The sequence below is a fragment of the Legionella longbeachae genome (genome assembly GCF_004283175.1).
GTDB lineage: Bacteria > Pseudomonadota > Gammaproteobacteria > Legionellales > Legionellaceae > Legionella > Legionella longbeachae.
The window spans coordinates 218213-235538 of sequence record NZ_RXNW01000003.1 but is presented as its reverse complement, the minus strand read 5'-3'; the positions used below and the strand labels follow the sequence as shown (position 1 = coordinate 235538).

The following is a 17326-nucleotide window of genomic DNA, read 5'->3' as shown; positions in this document are numbered from 1 at the left end:
GTATTTGATAAAAGATCAATTTCAGAAGTAATTTCCAGCTCTGTTAACTATGCGACAAATTCCAATAACTACTCTTTTTGCACAACTTATGCTCTTTACTTAAGTAACGCAGTAAATTCAGCTTGAATATCCTTGGGTGATTCAGTTCGGTTTTTAGTCTGGCTGTTCGGAAAATCAGAGTTATCCTCTAACGTTAAAGGGACAAACCATCATCAGCCCCCATGGTTGACTTAAGTTTTTTGTTGCGAATAAAACGACCAGGAAGTAATACTCTGAGTTAGAGCAGTTCAAATAGGATAGATTAGTCATTTCAATGCTACTTCATCTCGCCTTTCATCAATTTAACGCAATCCACAAAGGACGTTTAAAAATTGTGGCTAAATCACTAGCTGTGGCATGCCATGCACTGTTTTACAAGCCATTGCTTAAAAAAACTGATGTTACTCCTGTACCTATTTCGCATCCCAAAGCAAAATTAGGGATCAGGAGTTCACACAATCGTATGCATGATTATTTACTATATATTATCTATTAATAATTCCTCATCACAGATGACCTGGGAAAGAGCATCCAAGTCTCTAGCTTCATTCATAATAAGGTATGGTGATTTATTCATTTCACTTATATTTGTACTTGTGTTATGTACATATTTATTCATAAAATTTTGCATAACATGATTAATTCCTGAATCCTGTATCGAACGTAAATCATCAGCATAATAGCTACCCCGATTAAAATTACCTGTAATAATTTCATAGGAAGGGAAGTAACTGACAAAATCAAAGGCTTTATTAAGGTTATCAGCAACTGCTCTGAGAATTGATTTGCTAGCAACGGTCGAAGTAAGGACATGTCTTTTCTCCTTGGTAGCAATAAGAGGAACCGGAGATACAGTAAGAATAATTTTTGCTTTTCTATTAATTTTTCTCAACCTGTCAATAAAAAGACTAAGATCTCCAAGTGTGTCCTCATAATCAAAATTAATAAATCGATATTGGCAATTGTCAGGGTTATTGCTTATTACCCCAGGTGCAACTGGATAAACAGCATTATCATTTGTATTTTCCCAAGTCTCGGTTAAACCCAAAGTAAATACAAAAACATCTAAATTGGTAAACATTTCTTTAACTTTGGATAGATGCTTCTGCAAGTCTATCAGCACTTCTTCGGGTGAATTGAAAAATTCACCTATATTCGGTCTAAATGGATCGACAAAATACCCTTCTTTTGTTTTCCAATATTTTTCGCAAGGTTCATAAAAACCTAAAGCCCTATCAATAAGCTGTAATAACTGTCTTGCAGTATATATATTTCCATATCTTGCTGAAAATACCCCATATCCTGCTTTTTTCTTGTCTTCTTCACTAAAATTTTCCGGTCCCAACTCAGAAACATAATAGTTCATATTCGATTTTAATAAAAATTTAGATACATGCTGGGCAAAGCAACTCCCAGCAGTTGCTATTTTGGTTTCAGAGGTAAGCAGAAATTCTTGTTCTAATGCCGGATTAACTCTACTTGGCTCAACAGACGAAACAGCTCGAGACCAATAACTATGATCAGGAAGATCTTTGTATGGGTGCTTAAAGAAAGTTGTAGCTTTACCTGAGATTGACTCCAAGGCTCGTTTAAAGTTATCTGAAATTTTTATATCGGGTTCTAATGATTCATTTTCTTTATATATCTGATAAGAACCATGTATAAAATCATTAAGAGACATCCATTTTTCGTAATGATTTTGAGTAAGGTCATTTGCAATCTTAAAAACTAAACCATTGTGATATTTTTTACTCATTGGTTGTGATGGGTATATTGGAAATATGACGTTGGTTTTATAAGGATCAGATAAAAAATCATCAATTTTTAGATGTTGGTCATATTTTATTTGATTTACATCAAGTAAATGCTTTGCGATATCCTCAAGAACAAAGAGTTTAGGATGATTTATAGTGTGCATAAAATGTCCTAACGCAGCCCATTTTTGGGTTAAATAATCTCCATCTAAACCAGTCTCAGTTAATCTTTGGGAAAGGGCTTTTAAATGAGCGTAGTATTGTTCGCCAAATCCAAGTAAATTAAAAAATTCAGGTATGAATAATTCCCTGCATTCCTTCTCAGTGAGCCCATGGGAATAGGAATTAAAAATGATAGCAGAATGGTAATCCCCTATTGGCGACTTGATAGTTTTAGAGTTACTTCTAACATAAATACAGTCAGGATGACTGCCTCTGAATACAACGTTTGGATAAAAAGAGATTTTTTTTGTCTATATTATTAACACAATCAAGCTCCTTATCAGGAGTCAATGCTGAAAAGATATAATCATACTCACTTAAATCGATTTTTTCATTCATTGAGATAAGTTTTTTGATGTGATTCCAGTGAATTTGCGTGCAAGTGCTATTGCGACAGATTACTGAGATTATTCTAGCTATATACGCTTGACAATTCCCTATCACAGCTATTTTCATATTCCTACCCTATTCGTTCTGCCACAAGATTAGAGAAATGAGTGGCTATTGCATAAGACCTATTAAGGTTTCGCCGGAATCTCACCGGTCTCGTCAGTTATGCTCAATATTACATTAACAAAACGATTTGTCTTGGACAAGAGCTTTTAATAAATGACTATTTATGCGATCGCGTTGCACGAGCTTGCACCACGATAAATAGTAGATTGAAATTATCTAAAAAATTTCACAGCCTTAATCAGATTATTGGTTGCATAACGCAATGGAATGCCAAACAACCCACCAATCTTCATCAAGACCCAAGACTTATTATTGGATGGACAGATAAATTTGTACAGAAGCCACTTTCTCATTCAATGAGTATAATTTTATTAAAATTGATTTGGACTGCAATATTTCAAATATTCAATGTGATATTAATACATTAGTTCCAATATGTAATACAACATCTTATTCAGATTACCCCACCAATGTCGGCACAAGAAAACCTGTGAACCAACGCCTAATATTTTCTTAACAAACCAAAAGTATAATTTATGATTATATAGAACAAATTATTTACACAATTAAATGCCCAAATAGATGCTCATAGGAAAAAATTATGCGTGAAAAAAATGAAAAAGCTGCTTATTTGCATGCTTTAGAAGCAAATCCAATAGATTCATCTGATTTTATTCTATTGACTACAGCTCTTCTAAAAAAAGAATTAGGTAGAAAAATTGAGAAAGAAACGGATGAAATTATAATCAGCTATTTTCATCTTGATAAGGATAAGGCCCTATTAGCGATTGAAAAAATTTGTGAAACTCATCCAGAAATTAGTGAAAATCCTCAATTATCAACAACTATTGAAAAAGCAAAAAAGCGTATTGCAGATGACCCTAAAGAAAATCAAAGTCGACGGTATTTTGAAACCAGAGTTGCTACAAATCTATTCGAGTCTTTGGAGGAGGCATCTCCTGTTTTCTACGAAAGCATGCAAAAGCTTTCTGATTTAGTGAAAGAATTAAATCCCGAGTTACATGATAAAGACATTGGTAAAGGTAGAGATGATGTTGCAATTATAACAATGGATTTAGCAAAAAGTGTTGTGGGCACCATACGTGAATTAGGTGATACGACACCAGATTTTACACAGAAGAGAAATATTGTTCGACGTAACAGCCCCGCCGCTTATAAAACCAAAGACAGGCTTAATGATCCCGTGAGAGGAACTAATGAAGAGAATCAAGTGTTCACTCAAAATCCAGGTATCATGAAATCCGTTCATGGAATGCCATTAGATGAACGAATTCCTGAAGAACAAAACAGAATTGTTGATTCATATACATTAAACCCTGAAGTCAAGGAAGGATATTCTGCCACTAAACCTCATGTTCCTTTTGTTAATTCTGTATCAGGAACAGCCTTTTCTACGGTAACTCTCGCGGGGGCTTTCATTGAAAAGCATCCTCAAGATCCTGATTTACAAGAACATGTGGATAATATTGTGCGTACTTTTGTCGGTAGAGCAGTAAATGAGGGCTTCCATAGTCTGAGAGAAATAATGGATGTCTTTAAAGAGCCTGCGGTTCAAAAGGTAATTACAGATCACAAACTTGAGTTGAGGATAAAATTTCCCCCTGAAGTACTGAACAAGAGTTTTCAAGAGGCGGTTCAGTATTCTACTAAAATTTGTTTGGATCGTTGCGTTAAAAATGAGTTACAAAGCGTACGTGACCATGCAGGTAAACACAAAGGAGCAGAAAAAGAACCACATAAACTACCTTTCCCTTCAGAAATTGGAATTCGCCACAATAAAGTTACTGGACCTCGTGTAGAGGCAGCACTTAGAGAAATGGCTAAAAGAAATCCACAACAAGCACTTGAATCTGCTCAAAAATTCTTAGAATGGAAAAACTATCATCATAGGAATTTCAATGTTAAAGGCATAAAAGAATTAATAAGCGAATTGAAACCCCAAAATTCATTACTGGATTCTTTTAAAAAGATGAAAGATGTATTACAGACTTCTAAAAAACAAGAAATGGCCAACATTAATAGTATGGGGCAGGATATGAACAAGACTTTTTAGTAACGTTCAATGAACACGCTGTCGAGAAAATTTCGTCAGAGGAGTTATCACACTCCAATTGCTAAAGCATAGAAAATCACTCGTACCTTTTTCTGCATTTAAAATAAAGATTTATCAAAAGCAACCGCATGGGCCGTATTACGTGAAATAATATTTTTATTAACTAATTCTTTTAAATGTTGATCTAAAGTTTGCATTCCCTTAGCTTGTCCTGTTTGGATGGAAGAATACATTTGTGCGACTTTATCTTCTCGAATTAAGTTACGAATGGCTCCTGTACAGATCATTATTTCTAGAGCAGCTACTCGCCCTCCTCCATTTTTTTTCAACAACGTCTGAGCGATCACTGCTTGCAAAGACTCAGACAGCATTGAACGAACCATCGCTTTTTCCTCTGCTGGAAAAACGTCAATAATACGGTTAATCGTTTTAGTGGCGGAATTAGTATGCAAAGTACCAAATACTAAATGTCCTGTCTCTGCTGCAGTCATTGCCAGACGAATCGTCTCCAAATCACGTAACTCCCCTACCAAAATAACATCAGGATCTTCACGTAATGCAGAACGTAAAGCTGCATTAAAGCTAAGCGTATCCCGATGGACTTCACGCTGATTCAATAAACATTTTTTACTCTGGTGAAGAAACTCTATAGGATCTTCAACGGTTAAGATATGATCATAACGAGTTGAGTTAATGTAATCGATCATCGCAGCCAGGGTTGTACTTTTCCCAGATCCTGTGGGCCCTGTGACCAATACCAATCCTTTGGGATAACTTGCCATTTCTTCGAAAATAGATGGTAGCCCTAAGTCTTTCATACCTAAAATCAGAGAAGGAATAGTACGAAAAACTGCTGCGGCACCTCGTGATTGATTAAATACATTTACCCTGAAACGGGAGAGATTTTCTATTTCAAAAGAAAAATCAACTTCTAAAAACTCTTCAAACTCTTTTCTCTGTCGATCGTTCATTACATCATAAATAATTTTTATCACCTCTTTATGCTCCAGAGGAGGCAAATTGATTTTGCGTAAATCCCCATCAACACGAATCATTGGAGGTAATCCCGCGGACAAATGTAGATCTGAAGATTTATTTTTGACTGAAAATGCCAATAATTCTGCTATATCCATTGATTAATCCATTCTGATTCTTCATGATTGTTTATTAGATTAACTTACTAACCAGCACTCGGCAAATACTGTTTCTTTTGCTATTGTTGAAATTTTTTCATTTACTTTATTAATCATGAGCCTTCATCAAGATCTGAATCGAATACAACAATTAATCACACAAACTGCCTTGGCTTACGACCGAAAACCAGAAGGCGTATTATTACTTGCGGTCAGCAAGCAACAAGGTGTTGATAAAATTCAAGAAGCTTTTCGTCTGGGCGTCAAAGACTTTGGAGAAAGTTATTTCCAAGAGGCACAAAAAAAAATAACCGCCTTGAAGAATTTACCTATCAATTGGCATTTTATTGGTCCAATTCAGAGCAATAAAACCAAGGGAATTGCTACTCTTTTTAGTTGGATTCATAGTATAAGTCGTTTAAAAATTGCCTCTCAACTTAATGAATATCGAACAAAGGACTTAAGTCCACTTAATGTTTGTATACAAGTTAATTTAATCGATGAAAAATCCAAGTCGGGGATACCTCCAGAACATGCAGCTGAGCTAGCCTTGGCTATCAATAAATTACCTAATTTGAAACTCCGAGGTTTAATGACTATTCCTCCACCAATCAACGATCCAGATCTTCAGTACGATGTCTTTATCCGTCTTAATCAACTCATGCAACAACTCAATCAAACCCTTGATTTAAATATGGATACTTTATCTATGGGAATGAGTGATGATCTAATTCCTGCAATCAAAGCAGGGGCTACAATAGTTCGTGTTGGTAGAGCCATTTTTGGTGAGCGACAAAAATCAAGCAACGCGGTATAATTGCAAAAAATAAAGCTCTGTTTACTATTCTGAGAACAATGCGACGCTGTAAGTCCAATGCTGAACACCAGAAAAGAGAATTACAAACAGATCAATTATAAAATTAGGATAGGGGAAAATATGTCAGGTTTTAGCGCTGTAGCACTGTTTCTTGTTTCTTTGGTTTTTTCGCTCCTTATTTTCAGTTTATGGCTCCGTATTGCTTTACGCTATCTACGTGTTAGCGTACTGCATCCAGTAAGCCAGCTTATTTATAAGATTTCAGATCCAATAGTAAATCCAATTCAACAAATAACACAGCAAAAACACCAGCCAGGACAAAAATACGATATCCCTGCTTTGATTACTCTGGCTCTTGTAGAACTACTAAAAATGATTTGTATCAGTTTACTTGCATTACACGGAATAATGCCTTTTTTATATTTACTTATTTATATTATTGCCGATTTAATCATCCAACCCTGCGACATTCTATTTTATGCTATCCTCGTGCGAGTAATAATGAGCTTTGTCAATCCCGGATGGCAAGGACCAATTGCCGATTTTTTACGTTTATTGACTGAACCTATTTTAAAACCAGGTAGAAAATTGATTTCCAATGTTGCGGGGTTCGATTTTTCTCCTTTTATCATTCTGATAATACTAAAAATTATCACTTTATTTATTAGTGCAAGCCTCCCCTGGAGATTGTTATAAAAGCAACTATACTTTATTTAAACGCTGAGGATTAGTGGGGAAAATTATGAAACTGACTCTTTACAGGTACATTAGTTTAGGGTTATTTATTTTACCTTTTAGCCTATTTGCTGACACACAGTCTTATTATTGTCCCCAAAATCATGGTTACATTAATTTAGGGATGACGCCTGATCAAGTTATTGCGGCATGTGGCCAACCCATAAGTCAACAAGAATCCAACCAACCTGTTTTACAGAAGATTCCCATGCAACAACTTATTTATAATAATGCAGGAGCAAGTAATGCTTATGCAGGAGTATGGCAAGTTCCGGGAACAACACCGGCTGGTTCAGGTTCTGCTTACTATAACGTTTGGAGCATTCCTCAACCAAATAGTGGAGCGCAACTCGAAGTAGATGTAGTGAATCAAAAGGTGAAATACATCAAATTAAATGGTTCCAACAGTAATGCCGTTTCTATCTGCAGTGGCGCTAATATTCAACCCGGTGATCCGATACAAAAAGTATATTATTCTTGTGGGAGCCCCACAGTAACTAATAATACTTACATTAATGAAGTAGTACCAACAGCACAAAAACCACAGGTATGGATCTATCAGCCAGGACAATATCAATCTGCTGTTACAATGACCTTTGTAAATGGTAAACTCTATTCCATTCAGTAGCAGTAGCAGTAGCAGTAGCAGTAGCAGTAGCAGTAGCAGTAGCAGAAACTTTAAATGTAAACTAAAACGCAATTGAAGTGTTGTGAGTTTAACTGTATTTTCAGGTTTAAAGCGAAGTTTAAATCTATCCTTTTTTGTCGCAGAGAAGAATCGCTTTGGTGTAGGAAGAAAATAAGATACACTCTCAAAATTTTAGCGCAAGCAACATCCATAATTAATGTTACTTGTTTTTTTAAATAGAGAGGTAAAGCTCCAAATGACTGCAAGCATTGATGAAATCACTATAGCATTTAACGAAGATGGTACAGAAACCACCAAAGAACTTGATAAAAAAGTCTTAAGCAAAGGAGCCTGGACTACAATTATGTTCAAGTATCAAGACTGGGATAATAGCCAGAATGATTTTGGTCCAGTCAAATATTCAATCCGACGGTATCAAAAACGAAATAATCAATACTGGCTAAAATCTAAATTCAACATTTCCAGTACCGAACAAGCACAAAAAATAGTTGAAATTCTTAGTGATTGGCTAAAATAATTTGAATTCAACAAAAAAGTTATGGCGTTATCAAACTTTATCCCATAAATCTTATCTTGGCGAAGTCAGGGATAAGTAGCATTTGAATCTTAAGAAAACTGTTCGATAAAAAAAGAAGTTAATTTTTATATCGAACAGCATATTAAAATAATTTTTCATTTTCCCAAAAAACATACTATAAATTAATAAGCAATACCCTTAAAAATCATATAGAAAATCATCTATTTTTATAATTGACTTTCTTGCCTAATGATGTACTATTTTTTTAAAACATGATAGTTTAGATTGCATATTAACTTTTTAATAAACTTTTAAGGAATAAACATGCTGCGTTTTATAGGATTTTTTGCTCAACCGACCAAAATTGCAATTCAATCAGGTGCTGGTGCAATGGCTACCGCAGCTATTGCATCAGGGATATATCAAGTGGGTACTACAGTGCATAATAAAGTAAAAGAAAAATATGGGCAGACTCAAGGGGATGATTCACCATTAAAGGACTGTTATTTCCCAAAAATTGATTTTACATCACGCTAGGACTAGAAATTATCTTAAATATAAAAGCCTATTGTTTAAAGGTATAGTCCAGGATTAGCTTTTAGCAAAAAACCGGATTTAAATGAGGCTGGGTAGAATCTTCATCAATAAGCATCCCTACCCTCCACAAAAGCAAAAGTGGAGGATTTAAAAACAACATACCAGCTAGAAACTGTATCCTTCACCCGGATTTTTAAAAACCATAAGATCTAATAGTAGCAAAGAAATAGAGTTGCTGAAGTCCTCGAGGTTTATGTCATTGGGTAACGTACTGAATTAAAAAAATTTTTTAAGAGTAAATACATTTGATGTCTAACCTCCTATATCATGTTGAGATGACATAAGAGTGATCTTTGTAAAAAGACGGTGTTTCATGTTTAACACCGCCCTAATCCTTTAATAAAACGAATGTCAGTTACACCCATTCCAAGACAGCATGCGAGCGTTCAAAGTAGGTTTGGACTAGATCTTCAGTTACCAAATCAAGACGAGCTGGACTCCATTTAGGATTTTTATCTTTATCGATTAATAAGGCTCGCACTCCTTCATAAAAATCATTTCCATGCATAAAGTGACTTACGATATCATAATCCATTTGCAAGCATTGGGCTAAAGTTAATCCTTTTGCTTTTTGCAATTGAGCTAAAGTGACTTTCAAACTAAGCGGGGATTTCTTTGCTAAAGTAGCATCAACACCTTTAGCCCATTCCCCTCCATCATTTTGTAAAGATTCACGAATCATTTCAACTGTGGGTTGTGCAAAACAAACATCAATGAGTGGCTGGTTTATTTCTTCTGCAGAAGACACCATAGTAAAATCCTGAAGGCATCGATCCACGCGTTCAAATGCCTCTTTTGATAAGTCTTCATTCATTAATGCGTCAAACAAAACAGGCATTTGTTCTGAAGATACTATTTTTTTGACTAAACCCGCCTTCATCGCATCCATCGCACCTAATCGGTTCCCAGTCAAACCTAGATAAATACCTAGAGATCCAGGACATCGTGTCAATAAATAACTTGCTCCAATATCAGGAAAAAAGCCAATACCCGTTTCAGGCATTGCAAATACCAATCGTTCACTGGCAATTGGATGACTGCCATGCAGGGAAATCCCTACTCCCCCCCCCATAACTATTCCGTCAATTAAAGAAATATAAGGTTTACTAAAATGATGAATAAAGTGATTCAACCGATATTCATGCCAAAAAAATTGCATTTGCTCTGCATCATTTATTTGCCCGGAAAAATAAAGTGAACGTATATCCCCACCAGCACAAAAAGCATTCCCAGATGCCGCACGTACAACTACAGCATGAACAGTATCATCTTCTTTCCAAAGACTTAATTGCCATTGCATTTTAAGGATCATGGTTAACGTCAGGGCATTAAGTGCACCGGGTCTATTTAAAGTAATGACTCCTAATGAACCCTCTTGTGTAAAAAGTACTTCATCAGTCATAATTACTTCCCTTCAAATTTTGCTACTCGTTTCTCTAAAAATGCAGCTACTCCTTCTTTCTTATCCTGGGAAGCGCAAACTTTAGCAAAATGGATTGCTTCTAAGTGTAAGGCATCATCCAAAGACAAATCGTAGCCATGATCAATGACTTCCATAACCCCTGCTATAGCTAGCGGTGCCATACTCAAAATTCCCTGCAATATGTTTTTTCCTTTTTCTAACAAAGCATCAGGCTCAACAACCTCGCTCACTAACCCCCACTGAAATGCCGTTTCAGCATTAATAAATCGGCCGGTTAAACATAAATCTAAAGCGCGTCCTTTGCCGACTAACCGTGCTAAACGTTGTGTCCCACCATATCCAGGAATAACCCCAAGCTTTACTTCAGGCTGGCCAAATTGTGCCTTAATCGAAGCAATTCTCATTGTCGCAGAAATAGCTAACTCGCATCCCCCACCAAATGCAAACCCATTTACTGCTGCTAAGGAGGGTTTTCCCAAAGTCTCCAAAAGTTTAAACACCTCTTGGCCTCGACATGCAAATTCATACCCGGTTTGCGCGGTACATTCAGCGAGTCGGTTAATGTCAGCCCCTGCACAAAAAGCTTTTCCATTCCCGGTGATCATTAATGCTTTAACCTTTGAATTGGTTCTCGCATCACCAAATGACTCCGCTAAAGCATCTAATACTTCGCTACTTAACGCATTTAATTTTTCGGGGCGATTTAAAGTTAACGTTAAAATTCCCTGATTATCTAACTCGTGTTCAATTAAATTCATAAATTCACTCCTTTCTTATTAGCACAAAAAGTGCTCCTCGTCTAAAGTCGCTTTAGCTACAATTTCCCGCATAATTTCATTAGTGCCTTCAAGAATTTGATGAACTCGTAAATCCCTAAAGATTCGCTCAATCTGATAATCACGTAAATAGCCATAACCACCATGTATTTGCATCGCTTTATCACTAATACGAAATGCAACATCCGTAGCAAAACGCTTAGCCATAGCGCAATACATTGGGACATTAGGCTCATTTTTGTCCATAGCATTTGCCGCCCGATAAACCATTAATCGTGCTGCCTCGTAATCAGTAAGCATATCTGCAAAATAAAAACGCAATGCCTGCATTTCCGAAAGAGGTTTTCCAAATTGTTTACGCTCATGCATGTATGCCTGAGTTAATCGCAAACAAGCAAGAGCACCTCCCAAAGAACAGGATGCGATATTAATTCGACCTCCATTTAATGCATTGAGTGCAATTTTGAATCCCATGCCTTCATCACCAACTCGGTTAGCAATTGGTATACGGCAATTCTCAAAATAAACAATGCACGTAGGTTGACTGCGCCAACCCATTTTTTTCTCTAATTTGCCGAAACTCAAACCTGGAGTATCTTTTTCAATAAGCAAACAGCTTATTCCGTGATGCGATTCATCACCAGTTCGGACCATACATAAATATACATCACTCACCGAACCACCCGAAATAAACGCCTTTGAACCATTAAGAACGTAATAATCCCCATCCTTCACTGCTTTAGTTTTTAAAGAAGCAGCATCTGAACCTGATTCAGGTTCAGTCAAGCAATAGCTGGCTAATACTTCCATTGAGGTTAATTTGGGTCCCCATTGAGTTCGTAATTCAGAATGGGCATATCGATCCACTAGAGACGTAACCATATTATGAATCGAAAGATAAGCACTCGTGCTGATACAACCTGTTGCCAATTGTTCAAACAATAAAGCAGAATCCAATCGTGTTAATTGCGCTCCACCAATATCCTCCCGCGCCATCATTCCTGCCATTCCTAAAGCTGCTGCTTCACGTAAAACCGCAATGGGAAAATAATCATGCTCATCCCAATTATCTGCCATAGGCGCTAATTTCTCACGAGCAAAATCAGCCGCCATCTCCCGAAAAGCCAAATGCTCGGCCGTGAATTTAAAATCCATAAAACTATCCTTAGAAAAGTGGTTTCATATATACTATTATTGCGAATTTTCATCATCCGTGAAAGATATATGTTCCAAAAATTACCCAGAACATTTTATGAGCGCGACACAATTATTGTAGCCAAAGCTCTTCTAGGCAAATACCTAATTCATAATATAGATGGAATAGAATATATAGGAAAAATTGTCGAAGTCGAGGCTTATTTGGGACAACATGATCTGGCTTGCCATTCCTCCAAGGGTATTACCCCAAGAACAAAAGTGATGTTTGGTCCCGCAGGCTATGCATATGTTTATTTGATTTATGGGATGTATTATTGCACGAATGTAGTTACCGAAACCGAAGGCACAGGCTCAGCAATATTACTACGTGCCATCGAACCCATTAAAAACATCCAGGGAAAAACACAAGGCCCCGGGTTGTTATCAAAAGCAATGCATATTGATAACAATTTAAACCAACATGATCTAACGAGTGATACTTTTTATATTGCTGATTCAGGTGCCCCTCAAACTTTTACAATTGTTGAAAAATCAAGGATTGGTGTCCATTATGCAAAAGATTGGGCAGAAAAATTACTTCGTTTTTATATAAAAGGGAGTGCTTTTATTTCCAAACCATGATGATATACTGCGCAAAATATGTCGTTGTACTTCTTTGGCGCTTGTAAGAAAAAAATAAGAATAAGCACATGGAAACTATTGTAGCCCCCATTTCTCGTAATACTTTATCAGTACTCAAAGAGTATTTTGGTTTTGACTCCTTTCGTCCCCCTCAAGAGGATATTATTAAAGATGTCATTGCTGGTAATGATGTTCTCGTTTTAATGCCTACTGGCGGGGGAAAATCTTTATGTTATCAAATACCTGCACTGATAAGACCAGGTGTTGGTATCGTTGTTTCCCCATTAATTGCACTCATGGAAGATCAAGTAACTGCACTAAGATTACAGGGAATCCGTGCTGCTTACTACAATTCTTCCTTAACCAGTATCGAAGCAAAAAATGTATTAATTCAGCTACATCATGGTGAGTTAGACTTGCTATACATTGCCCCTGAACGTCTTATAAACATATCTTTTTTAGATCGGTTAAAGGAGTGTAATATCGCTCTATTTGCAATAGACGAAGCACATTGTATCTCCCAATGGGGACATGATTTTCGTCCTGAATACGCCGCTTTAGGTGTATTAAAAACTCACTTTCCTGCTGTTCCCATTGTTGCTTTAACTGCAACCGCAGATCGACAAACTCGCCAGGACATTGTAGCCAAACTTAACTACATACCCAATAAATACATCGCTTCATTCAATCGCCCTAATATTCATTATAAAGTAGTGCCCAAGACTCATGCGTTAAAGCAATTAAATCAGTTTTTAAGTTCCGTAGAGCAGCAATCAGGAATTATTTATTGTGGAACACGTAACAGTGTAGAAAATACAGTCGAAAAATTACAAAAAATGGGTTTCAAGGCGCGTGCTTATCACGCCGGGCTTTCTCATGCCGAACGTAAAGAGGTGCAAACTTTGTTTAGATACGATCGTATCGACATTGTAGTTGCTACAATCGCCTTTGGAATGGGGATTGATAAACCAAATGTCCGTTATGTAGTACATTATGATTTACCTAAAAATATCGAAGCTTATTATCAAGAAACTGGCCGTGCTGGAAGAGATGGATTACCCGCCCAGGCGCTTTTGCTTTATGATGCAGCAGATAGTGCCCGGCTTCGCTCTTGGATTGTAAATAGCCCACTTGAAGAGCAGCGATTTGTCGAAACCAATAAACTAAATCATATGCTCGCTTTTGCCGAAGCATCGCATTGTCGTCGTCAAATTTTGTTACGTTATTTTGATGAGTCCTTTGAGACAAAATGCGACTATTGTGATGTCTGTGATAATCCACCTGTAACCACGGATGCAACCGAAGATGCACAAAAATTTTTATCCTGTATTTATCGATTACGACAAAATTATGGATTAATGCACACCATAGATGTATTACGTGGTAGTACGTCCGATAAAATAAAACAGTACGGTCATGAACAACTAAGCACTTTCAGCATTGGCAAGGACAAATCCATCTATTATTGGAAACAACTTGCCTGGCAACTTATTCATAAAGAGTATTGTATACAAGACATGGATCATTTTAATGTGCTGAAACTAACAGCTAAGGCCATTCCATTGCTAAAAGGTGAGGAAAAGATTTTTTTAACTTTGCCTAATATGGAGCCTAAACCTGATAAAAAGAAAAACAAGGAGCGACGATCACTCCAATCTACACAGAGTCCTTTATTTGAAATGCTACGTGTTTTAAGACGTAAGCTTGCTGACGAAGAGAACAAACCACCTTTTATGATTTTTAGCGATGCAACCCTACATGCAATGACTGAAATAAAACCTCAAAATATGGAACAATTACTCACGGTACCTGGTGTTGGGCAACATAAACTAGCGCGTTATGGAAGCCAGTTCCTCAACGCATGCAACGAACATACTGAATAAAAAAAGAAGCTTAAGGCATTTGTATATTATTAACTAAGGCCTCCCATTGCTGTTAGGGATAAATTTTTTGCCAAAGTAGAATTTGCCGAACCTTCCTGTCGGACTCCCTCTATTTTTCATACGCTGTACTCAATTTACAAGAGATTGAAATCTAGGGATTCAAATTGCCTTTCTCTTATGAAGAAGAAATGATATTTCTGTTTGAAGGAGCTCTCCGGTCTATACCTTTTAATACAATTTTGGCTTTGTTACTGACTTTAGATCTTCTAAAAAAAAAGCATCCCCTCAATTAATTATTTGGATTTTATTGATTATCGCAAACAGCATTATCCGGTGGTTTTTTTGTCACTATGTCTTAATAAAACATTTGTATGCGACTCCTAAGATTTTAACAGTTTTTGTTCTCTTGACTTTTATTATGGGAACTATTTGGGGATCTGGTTATTTACTTATGTTACATGGCATTTCCATCCTTCAAGAATTTATTATTATTTTGGTATGAGGTGGAATGATTGCCAGAGCAATTGCCTCATTATCAGTTTATCTACCGGCTTACTATACCTATATATTGCCTATATTTTTACCTGTAATTACCTATAACTATTTAACATTTGAATCAGATAGAGTCATACTGGCAACTATGTTTTTACTTTTTGTACTCATGCTTGTCATATCTGCAAAAATTAATAATTTATTGTTAAAACGGGTTTTTAGGTTATCAAGAGAAAAGCAAGTATTAATTGATGATTTACATCAATTGTCCCTAACAGACTCCTTAACAGGCCTAGACAACAGGCGTTATTTTGAATCAATTTTAAAAACAGAATGGGGTATAGCACAGCGTAATCATTATTCATTCGTTTTGATATCAATTGACGTAGATAATTTTAAATTAATTAATGATAATTTAGGACACCCTTATGGTGATCATTTTTTAATTTTCATCGCTGAATTATTAAAGAGTACTTTTCGCCGTTCTAATGACTTCATTTGTCGCATTGGAGGAGATGAGTTTTCAGTAATTATCTTCAATCAATCAGTTCAAAAATCTTTGGCTGTCTGTAATTCGTTCATTAATAAATTCAATCAAAATAAACCTCAAGAAGAAGTTATTATGGACAAAATAACTTTAAGTATGGGAGTCGCATGGATAAAATCAAATTATAGTCTTCAAATTGAAAAACTCATTACTTTCGCTGATGATGCTTTGTATAAGGCAAAAAATAAAGGTAAAAATACAGTAGAGGTCATAGGGTTAGATTAAAGTTAGCTCGATATAAAAATAACGTGATTTTTATATCGAGCTGTTTTTATTTAAAAAAAGCTCTCGTATAAATGCTCTCTTAATAACGACATAATTCTCGTAATACGGCTGTTGCATAAGCGCCGGCAGGAAGAATAAAGGACAACTCTACTACATTGTTGTGAATAATGCATTTAAGTTGTTCCACATGCAGAATATTTGCACGCCAAGCTTCCTCTGCTCCAAAAAGCTCTAAACCATTCAACCATGGTTGCCAATTGGCATAAATTTTATTTATTAATTCCAGAGCCTTGCCCTTTACTTTATTTTTGCTTATTCCTGGTAAAGGGCTCGCCGGGGAAATATCTTTATCTTTGATCCTTTGCAACAGCTCCTCACTAGCCTCATCAATAACAAAAATACTATTGGATCCACTAAGCTGCATTACATCACCAGGAAGAGGTGTATTCCAACAACGCTCTATGACACGTTGCGATAAAATTAAATTATAAAGCCATGAACGGGCAGCAGAACTATATATACCCTTTAAAAATCTATCCTTAACTTTACGGCCATGCACCAACATTTCTTCAGCTTTAGATAAATTTCCAGCTTCTCGACCAAATCGTTGCTCACCAAAATAATTTGGAACTCCAAACTCTTTAATCTGCCCGATACGCTGCACTATGTCTTCTAAATGCGATACTTCACGCAAATGTATAATAAATTGATTACCCGTTAAAAAACCCGGTCTTAATTTTTTATGATGGCGAGTACATTCTAAAACTCGCCAGCCTGGAGCAGCATAGTGCTCAATTCCTGGAATGATTTCTCCTGGGGCATGAACACTTAACCATTGTGTCGCTAGTGCCTGCCTGTCCTTTAATCCAGCATAACCAATTGATTTTATTGGCTTATGAACTAATTTTGCTAATGATTTAACAACTTCCTCTGTTGTCAGACCTCTTTTTTCAATTTTAAGCAGAATATGTTCTCCTTGGCCAGTAAATGGACTATCGAAAAACTCATTCACTTGAAAATCTTCGGGAGTATTTTTAAAAACTGCTATGGACTTAGGCAAGCCATTAACTCGTGACCAATCTAATGAATACATCTAAAACAACCTTCTCTTAAAAAAACTATAGCACTAATTGTCTTGCAAAAAGTATATAAATCAAATGATTTTCAGTGCATACTTAAACAATTGTTATTGAATGGATGAATTAACA

The 17326-nt window shown here is 36.2% G+C and carries 15 protein-coding genes and 1 pseudogene; 9 read left to right on the top strand and 7 right to left on the bottom strand.

Going from position 1 to position 17326, the window contains the following annotated elements; genetic code table 11:
• Positions 1–517: 517 nt before the first annotated feature.
• Both EKG34_RS04455 and EKG34_RS18525 read right to left on the bottom strand, forming a co-directional pair.
• The gene (locus tag EKG34_RS04455; protein ID WP_223800105.1) at positions 518–1795 is read right to left on the bottom strand and encodes a GSCFA domain-containing protein; all 1278 of its coding nucleotides are present in this window, start codon (positions 1793–1795) and stop codon (positions 518–520) included.
• Between the two features lie 159 nt (positions 1796–1954).
• Positions 1955–2209: pseudogene (locus tag EKG34_RS18525) on the bottom strand (GSCFA domain-containing protein); the annotation flags it as partial.
• Between the two features lie 863 nt (positions 2210–3072).
• Here EKG34_RS18525 and EKG34_RS04450 point away from each other — a divergent pair.
• A complete protein-coding gene (locus EKG34_RS04450) occupies positions 3073–4545 on the top strand; it encodes a hypothetical protein (RefSeq protein ID WP_003632447.1) in 1473 nt (490 codons plus the stop codon).
• Positions 4546–4643: 98 nt separating this feature from the next.
• Here EKG34_RS04450 and EKG34_RS04445 read toward each other — a convergent pair whose 3' ends face one another.
• A complete protein-coding gene (locus EKG34_RS04445; protein ID WP_003632448.1) occupies positions 4644–5678 on the bottom strand; it encodes a type IV pilus twitching motility protein PilT in 1035 nt (344 codons plus the stop codon).
• Positions 5679–5793: 115 nt separating this feature from the next.
• Here EKG34_RS04445 and EKG34_RS04440 point away from each other — a divergent pair, with 115 nt between their 5' ends.
• The 5 genes from EKG34_RS04440 (at position 5794) to EKG34_RS04420 (ending at position 8933) form a co-directional block, all read left to right on the top strand.
• A complete protein-coding gene (locus EKG34_RS04440) occupies positions 5794–6495 on the top strand; it encodes a YggS family pyridoxal phosphate-dependent enzyme (protein ID WP_003632449.1) in 702 nt (233 codons plus the stop codon).
• 120 nt (positions 6496–6615) lie between these two features.
• Complete coding sequence (locus EKG34_RS04435) at positions 6616–7191, top strand: YggT family protein (protein WP_003632450.1); 576 nt, start codon at positions 6616–6618, stop codon at positions 7189–7191.
• A 46-nt stretch (positions 7192–7237) separates the two neighbouring features.
• Positions 7238–7858, top strand: a complete 621-nt coding sequence (locus EKG34_RS04430) for a DUF2845 domain-containing protein (RefSeq protein WP_003632451.1) — start codon at positions 7238–7240, stop codon at positions 7856–7858.
• A gap of 256 nt (positions 7859–8114) precedes the next feature.
• Positions 8115–8396, top strand: coding sequence for a hypothetical protein (locus EKG34_RS04425; RefSeq protein ID WP_012978921.1), 282 nt, complete (start codon positions 8115–8117; stop codon positions 8394–8396).
• A 324-nt stretch (positions 8397–8720) separates the two neighbouring features.
• Positions 8721–8933 carry a hypothetical protein gene (locus EKG34_RS04420; RefSeq protein ID WP_012978920.1) on the top strand — a complete coding sequence of 71 codons (213 nt, stop codon included), beginning with the start codon at positions 8721–8723 and terminating at the stop codon, positions 8931–8933.
• A gap of 415 nt (positions 8934–9348) precedes the next feature.
• Here the strand turns inward: EKG34_RS04420 and EKG34_RS04415 are convergent, their stop codons facing one another.
• From EKG34_RS04415 to EKG34_RS04405, 3 genes are read right to left on the bottom strand one after another with little or no spacing between them, the layout of a single operon-like run.
• Positions 9349–10395 carry an enoyl-CoA hydratase/isomerase family protein gene (locus EKG34_RS04415; protein ID WP_012978919.1) on the bottom strand — a complete coding sequence of 349 codons (1047 nt, stop codon included), beginning with the start codon at positions 10393–10395 and terminating at the stop codon, positions 9349–9351.
• A gap of 2 nt (positions 10396–10397) precedes the next feature.
• Positions 10398–11174 carry an enoyl-CoA hydratase/isomerase family protein gene (locus EKG34_RS04410; RefSeq protein WP_003632456.1) on the bottom strand — a complete coding sequence of 259 codons (777 nt, stop codon included), beginning with the start codon at positions 11172–11174 and terminating at the stop codon, positions 10398–10400.
• An 18-nt stretch (positions 11175–11192) separates the two neighbouring features.
• Positions 11193–12347: an acyl-CoA dehydrogenase family protein gene (locus tag EKG34_RS04405; RefSeq protein WP_003632457.1), complete on the bottom strand. Its 1155-nt coding sequence runs from the start codon at positions 12345–12347 to the stop codon at positions 11193–11195.
• A gap of 69 nt (positions 12348–12416) precedes the next feature.
• Between EKG34_RS04405 and EKG34_RS04400 the strand changes: the two genes are divergently transcribed.
• From EKG34_RS04400 to EKG34_RS04390, 3 genes are all read left to right on the top strand, one after another.
• Positions 12417–12971 carry a DNA-3-methyladenine glycosylase gene (locus EKG34_RS04400; RefSeq protein WP_012978918.1) on the top strand — a complete coding sequence of 185 codons (555 nt, stop codon included), beginning with the start codon at positions 12417–12419 and terminating at the stop codon, positions 12969–12971.
• Positions 12972–13039: 68 nt separating this feature from the next.
• Entirely contained in the window at positions 13040–14854 is a 1815-nt protein-coding gene (recQ, locus tag EKG34_RS04395; protein ID WP_003632459.1) for a DNA helicase RecQ, read from the top strand.
• 508 nt (positions 14855–15362) lie between these two features.
• The gene (locus EKG34_RS04390) at positions 15363–16118 is read left to right on the top strand and encodes a GGDEF domain-containing protein (protein ID WP_012978916.1); all 756 of its coding nucleotides are present in this window, start codon (positions 15363–15365) and stop codon (positions 16116–16118) included.
• A 79-nt stretch (positions 16119–16197) separates the two neighbouring features.
• Here EKG34_RS04390 and truD read toward each other — a convergent pair whose 3' ends face one another.
• Positions 16198–17211 carry a tRNA pseudouridine(13) synthase TruD gene (gene truD / locus EKG34_RS04385; protein WP_003632461.1) on the bottom strand — a complete coding sequence of 338 codons (1014 nt, stop codon included), beginning with the start codon at positions 17209–17211 and terminating at the stop codon, positions 16198–16200.
• Between the last annotated feature and the right edge of the window lie 115 nt (positions 17212–17326).